Origin of the sequence: Halorubellus sp. JP-L1 (assembly GCF_011440375.1) — an archaeon.
GTDB lineage: Archaea > Halobacteriota > Halobacteria > Halobacteriales > Natrialbaceae > Halorubellus.
Map to the genome: position 1 here is coordinate 879997 of NZ_JAAOIR010000002.1, position 19315 is coordinate 899311.

The 19315-nt window shown below is 63.6% G+C and carries 13 protein-coding genes; 8 read left to right on the forward strand and 5 right to left on the reverse strand.

All coding sequences use genetic code 11. From position 1 onward, the window contains the following. Positions 1-32 precede the first annotated feature (32 nt). From G9C85_RS12955 to G9C85_RS12965, 3 genes are read left to right on the forward strand one after another with little or no spacing between them, the layout of a single operon-like run. Complete coding sequence (locus G9C85_RS12955) at positions 33-2024, forward strand: class I SAM-dependent DNA methyltransferase (RefSeq protein WP_166040984.1); 1992 nt, start codon at positions 33-35, stop codon at positions 2022-2024. Beyond that, entirely contained in the window at positions 2021-3322 is a 1302-nt protein-coding gene (locus G9C85_RS12960) for a restriction endonuclease subunit S (RefSeq protein WP_166040586.1), read from the forward strand. The genes G9C85_RS12955 and G9C85_RS12960 overlap by 4 nt, the downstream gene beginning before the upstream one ends. Beyond that, a complete protein-coding gene (locus tag G9C85_RS12965; protein ID WP_166040589.1) occupies positions 3319-6288 on the forward strand; it encodes a type I restriction endonuclease subunit R in 2970 nt (989 codons plus the stop codon). Before G9C85_RS12960 ends, G9C85_RS12965 begins: the two co-directional genes overlap by 4 nt. A gap of 37 nt (positions 6289-6325) precedes the next feature. Here G9C85_RS12965 and G9C85_RS12970 read toward each other — a convergent pair whose 3' ends face one another. The 5 genes from G9C85_RS12970 to G9C85_RS12990 form a co-directional block, all read right to left on the reverse strand. Beyond that, the gene (locus tag G9C85_RS12970; protein WP_166040591.1) at positions 6326-8821 is read right to left on the reverse strand and encodes a DNA topoisomerase I; all 2496 of its coding nucleotides are present in this window, start codon (positions 8819-8821) and stop codon (positions 6326-6328) included. A 222-nt stretch (positions 8822-9043) separates the two neighbouring features. Next, a complete protein-coding gene (locus tag G9C85_RS12975; protein ID WP_166040592.1) occupies positions 9044-10585 on the reverse strand; it encodes an ATP-binding protein in 1542 nt (513 codons plus the stop codon). 82 nt (positions 10586-10667) lie between these two features. Further along, positions 10668-12152: an Asp-tRNA(Asn)/Glu-tRNA(Gln) amidotransferase subunit GatB gene (gene gatB / locus G9C85_RS12980; RefSeq protein ID WP_166040594.1), complete on the reverse strand. Its 1485-nt coding sequence runs from the start codon at positions 12150-12152 to the stop codon at positions 10668-10670. Between the two features lie 593 nt (positions 12153-12745). After that, complete coding sequence (locus G9C85_RS12985) at positions 12746-13609, reverse strand: 2-oxoacid:ferredoxin oxidoreductase subunit beta (protein WP_166040596.1); 864 nt, start codon at positions 13607-13609, stop codon at positions 12746-12748. Between the two features lies 1 nt (position 13610). Continuing rightward, positions 13611-15365, reverse strand: a complete 1755-nt coding sequence (locus G9C85_RS12990) for a 2-oxoacid:acceptor oxidoreductase subunit alpha (RefSeq protein ID WP_166040598.1) — start codon at positions 15363-15365, stop codon at positions 13611-13613. Positions 15366-15556: 191 nt separating this feature from the next. Between G9C85_RS12990 and G9C85_RS12995 the strand changes: the two genes are divergently transcribed. The 5 genes from G9C85_RS12995 (at position 15557) to G9C85_RS13015 (ending at position 19245) form a co-directional block, all read left to right on the forward strand. After that, positions 15557-16204: an FAD-dependent oxidoreductase gene (locus tag G9C85_RS12995; RefSeq protein WP_166040600.1), complete on the forward strand. Its 648-nt coding sequence runs from the start codon at positions 15557-15559 to the stop codon at positions 16202-16204. Positions 16205-16304: 100 nt separating this feature from the next. Continuing rightward, a complete protein-coding gene (locus G9C85_RS13000) occupies positions 16305-16892 on the forward strand; it encodes an NUDIX domain-containing protein (protein ID WP_166040603.1) in 588 nt (195 codons plus the stop codon). A 99-nt stretch (positions 16893-16991) separates the two neighbouring features. Beyond that, complete coding sequence (locus G9C85_RS13005; protein ID WP_166040605.1) at positions 16992-17537, forward strand: NUDIX hydrolase; 546 nt, start codon at positions 16992-16994, stop codon at positions 17535-17537. Positions 17538-17611: 74 nt separating this feature from the next. Further along, positions 17612-18070 carry a hypothetical protein gene (locus G9C85_RS13010; protein ID WP_166040607.1) on the forward strand — a complete coding sequence of 153 codons (459 nt, stop codon included), beginning with the start codon at positions 17612-17614 and terminating at the stop codon, positions 18068-18070. Positions 18071-18288: 218 nt separating this feature from the next. Then, the gene (locus G9C85_RS13015; protein ID WP_166040610.1) at positions 18289-19245 is read left to right on the forward strand and encodes a formate/nitrite transporter family protein; all 957 of its coding nucleotides are present in this window, start codon (positions 18289-18291) and stop codon (positions 19243-19245) included. Positions 19246-19315: the final 70 nt, after the last annotated feature.

Below are 19315 nucleotides of genomic sequence, written 5' to 3' on the forward strand. Positions count from 1 at the left end.
TTTTAATTGTCTCAGTTGTATGGGGGCGGTATATGGTGGAGAATTTCAGCGAGAAGGCGGATTTCATCTGGGAGATTGCCGACCTTCTCCGGGGGGATTACAAGCAGTCGGAGTATCAGAAGGTCGTCCTCCCGCTCACGGTCTTGCGCCGCCTCGATTGCGTGACGGAGCCGACGAAGGACGAGGTGCTCGCGCGGGCGGCGGAACTGGAGGATGCGGGTATCGAGAACAAGGCGCCGATGTTGAAGGATGCGTCGGGCGAGGCGGTGTACAACACGAGCGAGTACACGTTCGAGTCGCTGTGTTCGGACCCGGACGACATCGCGGAGAACCTCCAGTACTACATCAATCAGTACGACGAGGACACGAAGGAGATCTTCGACAAGTTCGACTTCGACCATCAGATTCAGCGGCTCGACGATGCGGATCTGCTGTACAAGGTCATCCGGCAGTTTTCGGAGATTCCCCTTCATCCGGACGAGGTCCCGAACGAGGAGATGGGGTACATCTACGAGGAGCTCATTCGGAAGTTCAACGAACTCAGCAACGAGACGGCTGGGGAGCACTTCACGCCGCGGGAGGTCATCGAGTTGATGGTGAATCTCATCTTCGACGAGGACGACGAGGTGCTGTCGGAGGAGGGCGCGGTGCGGACGGTGTACGACCCGGCGTGTGGGACGGGTGGGATGCTGAGCGTCGCGCAGGACCACGTGCGCGAGTTAAACGAGGCGGCGAACCTGCACGTTTTCGGGCAGGAGTTGAACCCGGAGTCGTATGCGGTCTGTAACTCGGACATGCTCATCAAGGGCCAGAATCCGGACAACATCGTGTACGGGAACTCGTTCACCGACGACGGGTTCGACGACCGGAAGTTCGATTACATGCTCTCCAATCCGCCGTTCGGGGTCTCCTGGAAGAAGGTCAAGGACTACATTGAGCGCGAACACGAAGAGCAAGGGTACGCTGGTCGGTTCGGTGCCGGAACGCCGCGGGTGAGCGACGGTGCATTCCTGTTCCTCCAGCACATGCTGAGCAAGATGAAGGACCCCGACGACGGTGGGTCCCGCGTCGCCATCGTCTTCAACGGGTCGCCGCTGTTCACGGGCGGTCCGAACAGCGGCGAGTCAGCCATCCGGCGGTGGATCATCGAGTACGACTGGCTGGAAGCCATCGTCGGTCTCCCCGAGAACCTGTTCTACAACACGGGGATTCACACGTACATCTGGGTGCTGAACAACGACAAGCCCGAGAAACGCGCTGGAAAAATCCAACTCATCGACGCTCGCGAGATGTACGAGGAGATGGACGAAAGCCTCGGAGAGAAGCGTCATAAACTCTCGGCGAACCATATCGATGAGATTACGGAGATTTTCGGCGACTTAGAGGCGAACGGACGGTCAAAGGTGTTTGATAAGGAGGAATTCGGTTATCGACGCATCGTTATCGACCGCCCACTCCGAATGAGTTTCCAAGCGACCGAGGAGCGCATCGAAGATTTGCATGACGAACGGGCGTTCACCAACCGGGACAAGGAGACTCAGAAAGCCGTAAAAGAAGCACTGATGGCTCTGGATCCGGAAATACAGTGGTTGAATCGCGACGAGTTCATGGATGAGGTCGAGTTGGCGTTCAACACGCATGGTGTGGATGTTCGAAACAGTGTCTATAATGCCATTGAACGTGCGCTTGGTGAACAAAATCCTGATGCTGAAATCGTGAGAGACAGTAATGGTGACCCGGAGCACGATACCGACCTACGGGACCGTGAGCGCGTGCCATTGGGCGAGGACCCTATCGAGTATTTTGAGCGGGAAGTAAGGCCCCACGTTGAAAACGCGTGGGTTAATAGAGAGAATAAATATTACGACGAAAAAGATGACAAGCTAGGAAAAGTAGGGTATGAAATAAATTTCAATAAATACTTTCACCAGTATGAACCGCCTCGCTCGTTGGAGAAAATTAATGAGGATATTGAGCATACAGGTGAGGAAATCGTTGAGTTACTGAAAGAGGTCAGTAAATGAAGAACCCAGCAAGTGCCAAAGCAAACCGGGTTGAGAGCACATTTCCTGAATTACCTACTGAATGGGAGTGGGTGAGCCTAAAACACCTCTGCTCAATATCGGCAGAGTACGGGCTAAATATTTCATCTAGTGAATATGGCGATGATGGAATTCGCTTGATCAGGACAACTGATATTTTGGAAAAGGGTGCCCTCCAAGAGAATGATGCAGTCTACATACCACCATCTGAGGCAGGAGACACTATTTTGAAAGATGGTGATATATTGATATCTAGGAGCGGGACAGTGGGTCTTCCATTCCGATATGATAGTTCAATCCACGGTCCTTGCACCTTTGCTAGTTATCTGGTTAGATTCCGACCGCAAGACCATCTCGATTCGCGTTTCTTTGAATATTTCACCCAGTCAAAACTTTTTGAGGAACTAGTTAATGCTGAGCGTAGTGAGTCAACTATCTCGAACGTCTCTGGTCGGAAATTTGCGCAATTCTCCTTCCCTAAACCCCCAGTTGAAAGGATGAGATTGGTAGCAGACTATCTCGACTTTCATATAGAAACTATAGATGAATTAATAAAATATAAAAAGAATCTGTTAGGGCTGTTGGACGAGAAACGAAGGGCTGTTATAGAGGACTTCATGGCCTCTGACGGGAAATCTGTACCACTCAAATATCTCGTGGATTCCACTCCTGGCTATGCGTTCCCAAGTGCTGAGTTCACTACTAATTCAGAAAATATGAGGCTTCTAAGGGGTGTGAACGTAGGAGTTGGGGAACTCAATTGGGACGAGACTGTTTATTGGCCAGAAGAGAAAATTGATGACTTTGAGGATTTTCTCCTACAACCAGGCGATATTGTCCTTGGAATGGACCGTCCTTGGATTAGTGACGGAATTCGCGTGGCAAAACTGGACGAATCTGATTGCCCCTCGCTTCTAGTACAACGAGTCCTACGAATCCGAGCAAAAGCGGGAGTTGACCAGAAGTACGTGAGGATGATATTAGAGAGTGAGAGGTTTCGCCAGTATTTTGAACCAATAACGACCGGTGTAAGTGTCCCACACATAAGTCGCGAACAGGTGAACGAGTTTGAGGTGCCGCTTCCCCAGGAATCGTCGCAAACTTCTATTTCAGCGAAGTGGGTAGATTTCTGTAAGACAAAAGAACGATTGGAAGAGACTATTAACCAATCAATCCGCCTTCTCGAAGAAAAACGCCTAGCCCTAATCACCAAAGCAGTCACTGGGCAAATCGATTTAAGTGACTGGCAGCAGTCTGACAAGCAAGATGCGACGATATGAGTAAGGATCACGAGGAAGGGGCGTTCGAGAAGGCGATAGAGGCGCATTTAGTCGAAGAGGATGGGTACGAGTCGATTCCATCGGACGAATTCGATCAGGAGCGGGGTATCTTCCCGAGTGTCGTGATTTCGTTCGTGCAGGAGACGCAACCGGAGAAGTGGAAGAAGCTCGAAACTGCGTACAAGGGGAATGCGCGCAAGCAGTTCCTCCAGCAACTCACGAGCGCGCTGGAGAACCAGGGGACGCTCAACGTGCTCTGTCACGGATTCCGTATTGCCGGCACCGCGATCGACCTCGCAGCGTTCAAACCAAACACCGGGCTGAATCCCGAGATCGAACGCAAGTACAAGGCGAACAAGCTAGGCGTCACGAGACAGTTCTACTACTCGCTCACCGACCCCGGGAAGAGCATCGACCTCGCACTCAGCGTCAACGGCATCCCCGTCGCCACCGCCGAACTCAAGAACAAGCTCACCGACCAGAGCATCGAAGACGCGAAACGCCAGTACGAGACCGACCGCGACCCCGCCGACCCCGTCCTCTCGTTCAAGCGCGGCGCGCTCGTGCACTTCGCCGTTGACCAACACGAGGTCGCGTACACCACCGAACTCGCCGGCGACGACACGCACTTCCTCCCGTTCAACAGGGGTCACGACGGCGGCAGCGGGAACCCCCCGCTCAAATCCGGCCACCGGACCGCGTACCTCTGGGAAGACGTCTGGGAGAAAGACAGCTGGATGGAGATCATCAAGCGGTTCATCCACATCGACGAAGAGGAGATCGTCGAAGGCGGCGTGAAGGTCGACACCGAGGAGACGATGATCTTCCCGCGCTACCACCAACTCGAATCCGTCAGGGAACTCGTCGCCAGCGCACGCCAGAACGGTGCCGGCGAAGACTACCTCGTCCAGCACTCCACCGGGAGCGGAAAGAGCAAGTCCATCGCGTGGCTCGTCCACCGACTCGTCTCCCTCCACGACGAAGACGACGAATCCGTTTTCGACGGCGTCGTCGTCGTCACCGACCGCACGATACTTGACGAACAACTCCGGAACACCATATACGAACTCGACCACAAGACCGGAGTCGTTCACGCGATCAAAGACGAAGGGCAATCCAAGTCCGAAGAACTCGCGCAGGCACTCGAAGCCGGGAAGCCAGTCATCATCACGACGCTCCAGACGTTCCCGTACGTCATCGAACACACCAAGGGACTCCCCGACCGGAAGTACGGCGTCGTCGTCGACGAAGCACACAGCAGCCAGACCGGCGAGATGGCCAAGGAGATGAAGCAGATTCTCGCCGGCCAAGACATCGAGGAGGACGACGACTGGGAGGACATCCTCGCCAAGAGCGCGCAAGCCCGCGGCCAGCAGGAGAACCTGAGCTTCTTCGCGTTCACCGCCACGCCGAAAGGGAAGACGCTCGAAGCGTTCGGGCACGTCCCCGAAGACGGTGACAAACCCGAACCGTTCCACCTCTACTCCATGCGGCAAGCCATAGAGGAGGGGTTTATCCTCGACGTCCTCCAGCACTACACGACCTACGACACCTTCTCCGAAATCGCGAAAGCGATCGAGGAGAATCCACAGGTGCCGAAGAAGAAGGCCGTGAAGGCCGTCGCGAACTTCCTCAAATTCCACCCGCATAACATCTCCCAGAAGGTCAAGGTCATCGTCGAGCACTTCCGGAATCACACCCAGCACAAGATCGGCGGGCAGGCGAAGGCGATGGTCGTCACCTCCTCGCGCCTCCACGCCGTCCGGTACAAGAAAGCGATCGACGACTACGTCGAAGACAACGGCTACACCGACTTGAGTGCGCTCGTCGCGTTCAGCGGCACCGTCGAGGACGACGGCATCGAGCACACGGAAAAGGGGATGAACGACGGCATCAAGCAGTCCGAACTCCCGAGCAAGTTCGAGACCCAGGAGTACCAGGTGCTCGTCGTCGCCGACAAGTACCAGACCGGGTTCGACGAACCGCTCCTGCACACGATGTACGTCGACAAGAACCTCTCCGGGATTCAAGCCGTCCAGACGCTCTCGCGTCTCAACCGAACGCATCCCGGGAAGGACGATACGTTCGTCCTCGACTTCGTGAACGACCAAGAGGACATCTACGAGGCGTTCGAACCCTACTACGAGCGAACGACCGTCGAGGAGACAACCGACCCACAGCACATATACAAGCTCGAATCCGACCTCGACGCGTTCCAAATCTACACCGACAAGGAGGTCGAGAAGTTTGCCGCAGCCTTCTTCGGCCCAGACAACACCGGGACGGACCAGTCTCACGCAGAACTGGAGAGTCACATCCAACCCGCGCGCGACCGATTCAAATCGAAGGGCGAGGAAGTCAAGGACGACTTCCGGTCGACGCTGAAATCGTTCCTTAGACTGTACAAGTTTCAGTCCCAGATCGTGAACTACTCCGACCCTGAACTGGAGAAGCTCTACACTTTTGGACGATTCCTCTACAAGGAGCTACCGAGTGCGTCCGCGTCTTCTCGCGTGGAGTTCAACGACGAACTCGCTCTCCAGTACTATCGACTGGAGAAGTCCGAAGAAGGTGCAATCGACCTCCAGTCGTCCTCCCGAGAGGTTTCCGTCCCGACGGACACCGGGACCCGACAGCAGGACGAAGAGGAAGTCGACCTCTCGACCATCATCGACCAGATCAACGAGAAGTTCGGGACCGACTTCACCGAAGCGGACAAGCTCTTCCTCGACCAGCTCAAGGAGGACGCACTGGAGAAGGACGACCTCCAGAAATCTGCTCAGGTGAACAGCAAGGAGAACTTCGCGCTACAGTTCGACGAAGAACTGACGAAGATGATCATCGACCGTCGAGAGCGCAACCATGACCTGTTCAAGGAGTTCATGGACAACGACGACCTCCGGGACGCAATAACCGAACACCTCCGAAATCAGGTGTATCAGGAGAGTCAAACCGTCGAAAGCTGACACCGATTTCGCGCTTTCCGAGCCCTGACGACCGAAGTTAGGCTTTCGCTTGCCAGGTCCGGATCTGGTCTTCGCTGACGCCGTCGACGCTGCCCGCGATCTGGTCGGGGTCGGCGTCCGTCAGCGCGTCCAGACTTTCGATGCCGGCGGCGGCGAGTTTCTCGGCGGTCTTCGCGCCGATGCCGTCGACGGCCTCTAACCCCGTTCCGCTCTCGCTCTCGCGTTCCTGGTACTCGTGGTAGTTGCAGATGGGGCAGCCGAGTTCCCAGGGGTCGTCGTCGTCTTCGCCGTCGCGGATCTCGATGTGGGGGAGGTCGTGTTCGTCGCACGTCTCGTCGGTGACTTCGATGTCGCCGCGACGCGGGAGGGGGAGCGAGTAGTCGCAGTCGGGGTAGCGCGTACACCCGACCAGTCTGGTGCCGGCTTCGAGCGTCTTCACCGCCAGTTCGCCGCCGTGCTCTTCTCCACAATCCGGACACTCGCCGATGATGGGGCCTTCGCCGGAGCGTTCCTTCGCGCAGAGCGGGCAACCGTGGACGAACGTCTGGCGGCCCGCGAGCATCTTCACCTCGCGGAGCCCGTGCTCCTCGCACTCGCTGTCCTGGAGGAGCGGTTTCCCCTTGCTCGGCAGCGGGAGCGTGTACTCGCAGTCCGGGTAGCCGTCGCAGCCGACGAAGTAGCTGCCGCCGCGCGAGCGCCGCAGCAGGAGTGCGTGCCCGCTCTCCGGGCACTCGCCGAGGGTCTTGTCCGCCTTCAGGCTCTCCTGGAGGTGCGTGCCGATCTCCGCCTGCTTGTCGCGGAGGTTCTCGAACACCGATTCGAGCATCTCGCGGGACTCGTCCGTGACGTCCTCGAGCGAGGCGTCGCCGCTCGCGATCGCGTCCATGTCCTGCTCGAGTTGCGCGGTCATGTCCTCGCTGACGACGCGGTCCGCGTACTCCTCGGCGGCCTCGACGACGGCCTTCGCGAGCGCGGTCGGGACCGGCGGGTCGTTCTCCACGTACCCCCGGTTGTACAACTTCTCGATGGTCTCGTGTCGCGTCGCCTTCGTCCCGATGCCCATGTCCTCCATCGTCTCGATGAGGCGACTCTGGCCGTACCGGCGCGGCGGCTGGGTCTGCTTCGCTTCCAGCCGCGGGTCGGCGAGGTCGAGTTCCTCGTCGACGGTGACGTCGGGGACGTAGTTCTCCGAGGTGGAGAAGTACGGGTAGACGTCGTGATAGCCCGCCTCGACGAGGCGCTTCCCGTTCGCCTTCAGCGTCCTGCCTGCCGCGTCGGCGACGACCTTGAGGTGCTCCCACTTCGCGGGGTCGGCGACCGTCGCGTAGAACCGGCGGACGACGAGCTCGTACACCTCCCACTCGTCGTCGTCGACGTCCGTCCCGCGAACGGGGATCTCGCCGGTCGGATGGATCGGCGGGTGGTCGGTCGTCTCCTCGTCGCCTTCCGTCGGCGAGAGCTCCTCCGCTTCGAGCAGGCTCTCGGCGCTGTCGCCGAGTTCGCGGTGGTTCACGAACTCCTCCAAGAGCTCCGCGGGGTCGAGGTCCTCGGGGTACACCGTGTTGTCGGTCCGGGGGTACGTGATGTAGCCGGCGGTGTAGAGGTCCTCGGCGATGCTCATCGCGCGCTTCGCGGTGTAGCCGAGCGAGCCGGCGGCGCGGATGAACTGCGTGGTGTTGAACGGCGCGGGCGGGTCGTCAGTGCGCGTCCGCCGGTCGACGTCCGTCACCGTCGCCGTCGCGGCGTCCTGGAGCGCCTCCAGGACGGCGTCGGCCTCGTCCTCGTCGAGGACGCGCTCGGCCTCGTTCCCGTCCTCGTCCCGGTAGAAGTACTGCGCCTCGAACGAGTCGTCGGTTGCCTTCGTCAGGTCCGCGAACAGCTCCCAGTAGTCGGTCGGGTCGAACGCCTCGATTTCGCGCTCGCGGTCGACGATCAACCGTAGCGTCGGCGATTGCACGCGGCCGACGCTGATGAAGTCCTCGCCGAGCTGGCGCGCGGACAGCGAGAGGAATCGCGTGAGGGCGGCGCCCCAGACGAGGTCGATGATCTGGCGGGCCTCGCCGGCGGCCGCGAGGTCAAAGTCGATGTCGTCCGGGTTCGCGAACGCCTCCGTCACCTCGCGGTCCGTGATGGAGGAGAACCGCACGCGCTGGATGGGGACGTCGTCGTTGACCTCGCGAACGATCTCGTAGGCTTCCTTCCCGATGAGTTCGCCCTCGCGGTCGTAGTCGGTCGCGATCGTGACGGTGTCCGCGCGCCGCGCGAGCAGGCGGATGGTGGCGACGATGTTCTGCTTCGTCGGCGTCTTCTCGACGCTGGCGTCGATGAGTTCGACCGGTTCGACGTCCCGCCAGTCGCTGTACTCGGGCGGGAAGTCCACGCCGACGACGTGCCCGCTCAGGCCGACGCAGCGCTTGCCGCCCCACTCGTAGACGTTCACGTCGTTCTCGCGCGTCGCGGTCGCACTCTCGCCGCTGAGGATGTCCGCGATGCGTCTCGCGGCGTTGTCCTTCTCCGTGACGATCAGTTCCATACCGCACCTCGCTCGTTCCGGGGGCGTGTCATTGACGAGAGGTAGGTCCGAGGCCGGTTTCAACGTTTCGGGCCCGCAAAACCGCAAGCAGTGGCGGGGACAACGCAGGGGTGTGCGTGCACGCGACCGGCCGCCTACGGGGGCGTGCGACCGGCCGCCTGCGCGTGCGAGACGACTCGAAATATGGCTCGCGTCACGGGCCGACCTGGAATCCGGTTCGCGTCACGTGACGAGGTCGACGTCGGTGAACGCGAACCGGACGCCGCCGTCGACGCTCGACTCGACGGTCACCGTCCAGTCGTGTGCGTCCGCGACGGCGTCGACGATCGCGAGCCCGAACCCCGTGCCACTCCCGCCGCTGTACCCCTGCTCGAGGACGCGGTCGCGTTCGTCCGCGGGGATGCCGACGCCATCGTCCGCGACGTAGAATCCGCGACGGTCGTCGTCGTCGATGACGCCGACCGTTACCACGAGGCCGCCCCGGTCGTCCGACGTCTCCTGGCCGTGTTCGACGCTGTCATCGGACTGCATCGGGTTGCTCGTCGAGCCGTGCTCGACGCTGTTCGCGAAGAGGTTCTCGAAGAGCTGGCGGAGCCGGCTCTCGTCGGCGCGTACCGCGGCGTCGCCCAGCGAGACGTCGAGCGTGGCCGTCTCGGTGTCCACCGCGGACCATGCGTCCCGGGCGACGTCCGCGAGCCCCAGCAACTGGCGGTCCTGGGCGTCCGTTCCCTGCTGGGCGAGCGCGAGGAGGTCCTGGATGAGGTCGTCCATCCGCGCCAGCGCTCCGTCGAGAGCCTCCAGGTCTTCGTCGTCGTGGCGCTCCTTGAGCAGTTCCGTGTACGTCATCGCGACGCTCAACGGATGTCGGAGGTCGTGACTGACGACGCCCGTGAACGCCTCCAGGCGCTCGTTCTGGGCCTCCAGGCGCGACGTCGCCTCCCGCAGTCGGTCCTCGCGCTCGCGCTGGGTCGTGATGTCCGTGTAGATCGCGTACCCTCGCATCCCGTCGCTCTCCGGAACCGGGACGTCCCGCAGGAGGAACTCGCGTTCGCCGTCGGCCGTCGCCCGCCGCACCTCCAAGTCCAGATGCTCGCCGTCCGCGATTCGGTCGTTCAGCGTCGCCGCCTCGTTCGCCTTCGATTCCGGGACGATGTAGTCGTCGACCACGTCGCCCTGTAGGGTCTCGGCGTCGTACCCGAACACCGACTCGAACGCCGGGTTCACGTCGGTCGTGACCGGCCGGCCGTCGACGATCTCGTAGAACACCGTCGGCTCAGGGATGTGCTCGAACAGCGCCGCGAACCGGTCGCGTTCGGCGCGCAACGCCGTCGCTTGCGCGCTCGCTCGCTCGCGAACCCGCGCCCCCTCGACCGCTGCCGTCACGCGTTTGGCGAGCACGCCCACCGACGTCTCCCCCTCGCGCGGCACGACGTCCGTGAACCCCATCGCGAGCGCGTCCAGTAACTCCGCGACGTCGTCGACGGGCGCGTACGAGACGAACGGCAGCCGTGGGTCGCGCGCCCGAACCGCCTCCAGGAACTCGTCGTCGCCGAGCGGCGCGGTACTCACCACGCAATCCACGTCCGCGACTGCCTCGAGCACGTCCGTCCGATCGCCGACGGTACGGACCGTCACGTCCAGCGTCGACGACGACAGCCGCGACGCGACTCGCTCGGCCAGCGCGTCGTCTCCCCCGACCAGCAACACCACGGCGTCCTCCCCGACAGCCGACGTCCCAGTCGCACCGTCGAACCCCCCAGTCATGCTCTCCGGAACGACACCCACGGAGAAAGTCCTATTGGCACCCTCGACCCGAAGCCACCACCCCGAGAATGCGGGGGAGCTGTTAGGAGTCCAGTGCCGCCCGCAGCTCCTCGTTGACCGTCCCCGGGTCCGCGCTCCCGCCCGTCTTCCCCATCACTTGCCCGACGAGGAAGTTGATCGCACCGTCGTCGCCCTCCTCGTAGTCCGCAACCGCCTCCGGGTTCTCCTCGATCGCCTCCCGGACGGCGGCCGCGACCGCGTCCTCGTCGGTCTTCCCCAGGTCCTCGCGCTCGACGACCTCGTCGGGCGAATCGCCGTCGTCGAGCATCCCCCGGAGCACGACCTCGCGCGCGTTCTTCGCCGTGATCTCCTCCTCGGCCACCAGCTCCACGAGACGCTCGACCTCGTTCAGCCGGTCGCCGAGTTCCGTCACCGCCATGTCGCGGTAGTTGAGTTCGCCGAGGAGTTCGTCCGCCACCCACGTCGCCGCCAGGTCCGCGTCGAACGACGCCGCGACGTCCTCGAAGAAGTCCGCGACTTGCTTCGTCGACGTCAACTTCGACGCTGCTTCCTCGCTCAACCCGTACTCTTCGCGGAACCGCTCCCGTCGCGCGTCCGGCAACTCGGGGATCGAGATCTCTTCCTTCCACCCCGAGACCTGCAGCGGCGGCAGGTCGGCTTCCTCGAAGTACCGGTAGTCCTTCTCCTCCTCCTTCGACCGCATCGACACCGTCGACCCATGGGTCTCGTTGAAGTGCCGGGTCTCCTGCGCGACGGCTTTCCCGCGCCGCATCAGGTCCTTCTGGCGGCCCTCCTCGTACTGGAGTGCGGTCTCCGCGCCCTTGTGACTCGAGATGTTCTTCACCTCCGTCCGGTTCGCCTCCTCCAGGACGGCCTCGCTGATCTGTCCGTCCTCGTCGACGGCGTCGCTCGGGACGAGCGACAGGTTCGCGTCGATGCGGAGACTCCCGTCGCGACTCGCGTCGAACACGCCGAGGTACTCGAGGACCTCCTCGAGCTTCTCGAGGAACGCGCGCGTCTCCTCGGGTGCGCGGAAGTCCGGCTTCGTCACGATCTCCATCAGCGGCGTCCCCGCCCGGTTGTAGTTCACGAGCGTGTAGTCCGCGGTGTCGATGGTTCCGCCGACGTGCTGGAGACTCCCCGGGTCCTCCTCGAGGTGCGCGCGACGGATGCCGACCGTCCGGCGCTCCCCGCCGACGCGGATCTCGAGTTCGCCGTCCGCACAGATCGGTTCGTCGTACTGCGTGATCTGGAAGTTCTTCGGCAAGTCGGGATAGAAGTAGTTCTTCCGGTGGAACCGCGTCTCCTCGGGGATCTCCGCGTCGATCGCCTTCCCGACCTTCACCGCGGCCTCCACCGCCGCCTCGTTCAGCACCGGGAGTGCCCCCGGAAGCCCGAGACAGACCGGGCACGTCTGCGTGTTCGCGTCGTCGGTCGGCGCCGTCGGACACCCACAGAATATCTTCGTGTCAGTCTCCAGCTGGACGTGGACCTCCAGCCCGATGACCGTCGTCAGCTCCGTGGTCTCCGCGCTCTGCGCACTCATTGCGCGAGCGTTCGACTCGCGGTGGTTAAAGACTAACGAACACCCCCCGCTATCAGTTGATCGTCGCATCATTGGCGTCTTCGCCGTTCGACGCTCAACCGTTCCGTATCGCGACCGAACCGCTACCGCACCGCGAACGCATTGCTACTTCACGACCACCGCTCCTCGTGCCGGTGCCGATGACTCCCCGCACCGCGACCGCACCACACCGCAGCCTCACCCTCCCCAACCGACTCCTCGCTTCGCTCGTCGTCCCTCGCACGGTATCGACGCAGCCGCGCTCCTCTCCAGTCGCGCGACTGCGACAGCGCGCGCCAACCGGCGGTCTCCCACTTATTCGACTAAGAACCGGGCCGCGAGCAGCGCGCGCGGAACTGCGCGCGCTGCGAGCAGGGGGAGGGCAGGCGCGGTGCGGTCGCGGAGCGGTCGCGGTGCGGTCGCGGAGCGGTCGCGGTGCGGTTGCAGGGCTGTCGCGGTCGAGTCCAACGCACCTAAACCGAGCGCGAACGGAGTGAGCGCTCGGGCGGTTTTTCGCCCACGTTTTTCCAAGGAGCGGTGCGCCGCAGGCGCACCCGACGCAGGAAAAAGGTGGTCTAGTAGAACTCGCGGACGAGGTCCATCGCGCCGTCGGGCGCGCCGTCGGGGATCTCGCTCATGTTCGCGTCGACGCCGTGGGTGGCCTCGTAGGACGTGGCGTCCTCGTCCTGCCAGATGACGCCCATGTACTCTTTGTCCGCTTCGAGGATCTTCTCCTTCGCGGCGTCGCGGTCCGTCGGGTCGTGACCTTCTTCTTCGAGGTCCACGAGGGAATCCCGGAAGTAGTCGTACGTGTCGACGTCGTTGAACGTCACGCACGGACTGAAGACGTTCACGAACCCGAACCCGTCGTGCTCGATCGCCGCCTGGACGATCTCCTGGTGGCGGAGTGCGTCACTGCTGAACGACTGCGCGATGAAGGACGCCCCGGACGCGAACGCGAGCGCGAGCGGGTTGACAGGCGGCTGCTGGGGGCCCTCGGGCGTCGTGCTCGTCTCGAAGTCCGAGCGCGACGTGGGCGACGCCTGCCCCTTCGTCAGCCCGTAGATGCGGTTGTCCATGACGACGTACGTCATGTCGACGTTCCGGCGGACCGCGTGCACGAAGTGCCCCGCACCGATCGAGTACCCGTCGCCGTCGCCGCCGGCGACCATCACTTCGAGGTCGGGGTTCGCGAGCTTCACGCCCGTCCCGACCGGGAGCGCACGCCCGTGCACGCCGTGGAGCGCGTACGAGTGCATGTACGTCCCGATCTTCCCCGAGCACCCGATGCCCGCGACGACGAACGTGTCGTCCGGCGAGTTCCCGGTCTCCGCGAGTGCTTTCATCATGCCGTTCATCGTCCCGAAGTCACCGCACCCGGGACACCACGTCGGTTGCTTGTCGGACTTGAAGTCCGTGAATTTGACTTCGCTACTCATGTTAGGCCTCCTCCATCGCGGCTTCGATGTCGACGGCGAGTTCGTCGGCCTTGAACCGCACGCCGTCGTACTTGTTCACTCGATCCACGCGCTCCAGGACGTCGTGCTCGACGAGGTCAGCGAACTGCCCCGTCGCGTTGCACTCCACGACGATCGTCTGGTTCGCGGCCGCGACGTCCTCGCTGAGGTCCGGCCGCGGGTAGATGTACGGCACGGACAGCACGCGAACGTCGACGTCGTTCGCCTCCAGCGTCTCCAGCGCCTCGACGAGCGCGCCCTCGTTCGACCCCCACGAGACGACGAGCGTGTCGGCGTCCGGGTTCCCGTACTCGCGGACGTTCCAGTCCTCGCGCTCGATGGCGGTGTCGACCTTCCGCTGGCGTTTCTCGACCTGCTCCATGCGGACGTCCGTGTCCTCCGTCCGACGCCCGAGCTCGTTGTGCTCCAGGCCCGTACTCATGTGCGCACCGTCGACCGTTCCGGGGAACGCCCGCGGACTGATGCCGTCCTCGGTGGCGGCGTGCGGCGTGAACCGACCTTCCTCGTCGAGCCACGCCTCGATCTCGGCGTCGTCCACGACCTTCCCGCGCTCGACCTCGACCGCGTCCATGTCGAACGCCTCCGGCGCGAACGTCTGTTCGGTCACCGCGAGACTCAGGTCCGCGAGCAGGTAGACCGGGAGCTGGTACTTCTCCGCGAGGTTGAACGCCTCGACGGTCTTCCAGAAGCACTCGTCGATCGTCGTCGGCGCGAGGACGAACCGCGGGATCTCGCCGTGCCCGCCGTACAGCGCCATGTTGAGGTCGCCCTGTTCCTGCTTCGTCGGCATCCCCGTGGAGGGCCCGCTACGCATCACGTCCGCGATGACGAGCGGCGTCTCCGAGGTAGCGACCAGCCCGAACGTCTCCGTCATCAGGTCGATCCCGGGACCGGACGTCGCCGTCATCGACCGCGCGCCCGCTCGCGCCGCACCGAGCGCCATGTTGATCGCGGAGAGCTCGTCCTCGGCCTGCACGACCTGCCCGCCGAAGTGCTCGATGCGGCCCTTGAGGTACTCCATCACGTCCGTCGCGGGCGTGATCGGGTAGCCCGCGTAGAACCGGCAGCCTGCGGCGATGGCGCCCATCCCGATCGCCTCGTCGCCGTTCAGGAGCACGTAGTCCGCGTCCGTCGTCTCCAGCTCGAAGTCGAAGTCCTCGGTCGAGAGCGTCCCGTACTCGTCCTGGACGTACTGCTTCCCGAGGCGCGCGGCCTCCTTGTTGTTCTCGACGATCTTCTCGCCCTTGTCCCCGAAGCGCTTCTCGAGGGACTCGTCGAGGTTCTCGATCGGGAAGTCCGCGAGCTCGCACGCCGCGCCGAGCGCGACGACGTTACGCATGATCGCCCCGCCGGCCTCTTCCGCGAGGCTCTTGAGGGGGACGTCGACGGCGTACATCTCGTCCGGGATCTCGGCCTCCCAGGACCGTTCGCCGTCGTAGATGATCGCGGAGTTCTCGTGGAGTTCGTCGAGGTTCTCGTCGATCGTTCGCTGCGTCAGGGCCACCAGGAGGTCGAGTCGGTCGACGACGCTCTGGATGTCGTCGACGCTCGTCCGAACCTTGTACGCGGTGTACCCGCCGCGGATTCGCGACGCGAAGTCCTTGGAGGTGAATACGTGGCGCCCCGCCCGCGAGAGCGCCTGGGCGAAGATCTTGCCTGTGGAGTCGATCCCGTCGCCGGCCTCGCCTCCGATAGCCCAGTTGAAGTCCTCAGCCATGTTGTGGTAGGGCTACCGTGGGAGTTGGCAAAAGGCTTCTGAAACACCCGCCGACGCGCTGGAGATACCGGTCGACGACGCCGGAATCAGTACGCTAAAGCGTCGTCGCTCTCGGGAGTCCGCGGTCGCGTCGCTCCGGGGGCTCGGGTGCGAGTGAGAAGGCCTTTGGTTCGACCACGGGACGTTCGCGTATGGACGAGTACGAGGTCGTCGTCGCTGGCGTGCGCGACGTCGGACCGCAGACGGTCGCGATGGACGTGGAGACGCCCGCGGGGTTCTCGGCACTTCCCGGCCAGTTCGTCGTGGTGAAGGCGCCGGTCGACGACGAGGTCGTGGACCGCTACTACACGGTCTCGTCGCCGGACACCGAGGGCACGTTCGAGCTGACGGTCGAGGTCGACCCCGACGGGGACGTGACGCCGTGGCTCGCCGACCGCGAGGCGGGTGACGAGCTGACGGTCGCGGGCCCGCTCGGCGATGTCTGCTACGACGACGGCGGCGACGTCCTCGTGGTCGCCGGCGGACCCGGTGTCGGGCCGGCGGTCGCCATCGCCGAGCGCGCGGTCGACCGCGGGCACTCGGTCGCGGTCGTCTACGAGGACGACGGGTTCGTGCACGAGGACCGCCTGCACGCCCTCGAGGACGCGGGCGCGGCCGTCGCGTTCCTCGACGAGACCGCTCCCGATCGCGAGGACGCGCTCGTCGACGCACTCGGCGCGCACGCCGACATCGGGGACGCGTACGTCTTCGGGTTCAAGGAGTTCTGTGGCACCGCCCGCGACGCGCTCGTCGACGCCGGCGTCGACGAGGACGCCGTCCACGTCGAGAGCTTCGGGTAGGTCGAGCGCTCGACCACGTTCTGCCGCACGCGGAGCGAAGCGTCGGGAGGCAGCCGACATCGAAGCGGCTTAGTCCCATGCCGGCGTCCGTTCGGAATCCATGGCCCCCGAGTACGTGAACCGCGAGGCGGTCCGCGAGCGCGTCGCCCGGTTGCTCGACGAGTACGGGCGCGAGGGCGTCGGCGTGTCGATCGCCCGCGAGGAGCCCGACGAGGAGTTCGAGACGCTCCGCGGGTACGCCGACGAGGGCTACCTCGGCGGCGGGTACTGCTTCGTCGTCCGCGAGGAGGCAGACCACCCGGGGTTCTCGGAGACGATGCCGGACGACGCCGCGACCGACGGCGACAGGGTCCTGCTCGCGCTCGGCCGGTACGACGAGACGTGGGGGCCGCCCGGTGGCGGTCGCGAGACCGGGGAGACGTTCGAGGAGGCCGCGGAACGCGAGGTCCGCGAGGAAGTCGGCGTCGACTGCACCGTCACCGACGTCGTCGCTATCCGGCACGTCACCGTCGTCGACCCCGAGAGCGACGACGAGATCCACCTCGCGTACGTCGCGTTCGAGGCCGCGTACGACGGCGGAACGATAGACGTGCAGGAGACGGAGGTCGCGGGCGCGGGATGGTTCGGCGCGCTCCCGGAGCGACTCCACGAGTACGCGGCGTTCTACGAGCACGACTGGGCGCCCTGAGCGAGGCCCGCGCCGCAGTCGCCGCCGCGCGTGGCGACCGCGGCGACGACGAACGCGAATCCGAAGACGATTTACCGGACGCCAAGAGAGTCCGTGAAGATGTCCGAGCGCTCCACGACGGAACCGCCCGAGCCCGGTCGCGAGACCGCGTACGACGTCGACGCGCTCCGCCAGCGGTACGGTCCGGCCCCCGTCGTGCGGCGGTGCTTCGAGGAGGCGGACGCGAGCGAGTTCGTCGCGGACGCCGAGCGGGACGCGCTCGGCGGTGCTCGCGTCGTGATCCGTCGAGCGCGAGACGGCGCCGTCCTCTACGTGAACGTCCGCGGCGACGACGCCGAGTGGGACGTCCCCGGCGGCGGTCGCGACCCCGGCGAGACGCCGGAGGCCACCGCCGTCCGCGAGGTCCACGAGGAAGTCGGGCTCGCCGTCGACGTCGACGACCTGGCGTGCGTCCACCACCTGACGTTCCAGGACGGCGACGCGTCCGCGACTGGCGTCTGGACGCACTTCGTCGCGACCGTCTCCGACCCCGAACCCCTCGACGTCCAGGAATCCGAGCTCGCGGCGACGACGTGGCGCGAGACCCCACCCGAGGACGTCGACGAGTTCCTCGCGTTCGCACTGGACGCCATCCGCGACCGCTGACCGCGACAACCTCCGGCCGTAGCGGGGGCGTCGTCGGGGAACGATTCAAGTCGTCCGCGAGCGTAATCTATCGCATGACCGACGCAGCCGACGACGACCGCGACGTGGACTTCGTGCTCGTCGACCCCGAGGACGCCGACGTCGACGACGCGGTGACGGAGACGGGATTCGTCGTCGTGGAGGACACCGACCTCGTCCCGGCCGAGGACGCCCCGGGGACCGAGCCGGCGGTCTTCGAGGAACCAGAGCGCGGGTTCGTGGTCCGCGACCCCGAGACCGAGGAGACGGGGTTCGTCGTCGTCCGCGACACGGACCTCGTGCCCGTCGCCGACCCGACGTTGAACTATCCCGCAGTCATAGAGAGCGTCGAGACCGACTTCGTGCTCGTCGAGCGCGACGACCCGGAGACGACGGACTTCGTGCTCGTCGACGACCCCGACCTCGAGCGCGATACCGGCCTCGTCCCCGTCGACCCGGACGCGTACGCGCTGGACACGCGCCCGCCGAATCCCAGGCGGAACGGTCACCGATGAGCGGTTCGCAGCCGCCGCTTGACGGCCGCGTCGACCCCCCGAGGACTGCTCTCACGGGCGTCATAACGATCCTCGGGGGATCGCCTTCCGTCCGAGTCCAGTGAAACGACCGATGGGACAAAGCTGCGTATGGAGCAGTTGCGGTATACACAGCTTCGCGACCAAGAGAACGATAGCGGGCGAAAATACGATTGTCCTCCGTAGCGCAGGTACCCATAATGAGCGAGCGTGAGGACGAGGATTCACGTAACGAGGTTCGCGACTCACTCGACCGTGCCGCATCCGGCGCACCGGCGGCCGGGTGGGCTGTTCGGGACCGGTTCTCGGCGAACGAGATCTACGAACGGATTCTGGCGAGTGCGACCGAAGAGATCGCGGCCAGCAAACAGCGGCTCTTTTTCAGCGGCCTGGCGGCCGGATTCGCCATCACCCTCACGTTCCTCGGGCACACTGTCGGTACGGATATGTTTCCCGAAAACCGGTTCCTGGGCGCGATCCTGTATCCGATCGGATTCCTCTATATCATCCTCGGTCACTACCAACTGTATACCGAAAACACGCTCCCACCCGTTGCGTTGGTTCTCTCTCGACTCGCCAGCATTCCGTTACTACTTCGCGTCTGGGGTATCGTCCTGTTCGGCAACGTGGTCGGAGCGGGACTCGGTGCATACCTCCTGGCACAGGGGGGGATATTCTCGCCAGAAGCGCTCCAGACCGGTACGACGTTCGTCAGTAATGGACTCGACCACGGGTGGTGGACAGTCTTCAACCGGGCGCTCGTAGCTGGATGGTTGGTCGCCGGGGTGGTATGGCTCGATCACGCAGCACAGGATACGATTTCCCGGCTGGTCATCATCTATATCTCCTTCTACCTGATCGCTGCAACGGATCTCTACCACGTCATAACGGCTGCGTGCGAAGTGTTCTATTTCCTGATTCTCACCGACTCCGGGGCGTTCGCCGTCGGCATCGAGTACTGGCTTCCGGTGATGCTGGGCAACACTATCGGCGGCGTGATTCTTCTCACCCTGGTAAACTACGCACAGACCGAACAATCACGCTATCCCGACATTCGGGAGCTCACGCTCCGAGAGGTCCTGCTCAGTTGGCGCGGTGGGGTCGAGACATCGCCTCCGTCATCGGCATCAGATACCACGGACTCTGAACACGAATGAGGAGACCGCTCGATCGACGACCGAAGCCCACGAAAAACCGGCAGTCCCCTGGGGGACGCCATGGACGGCG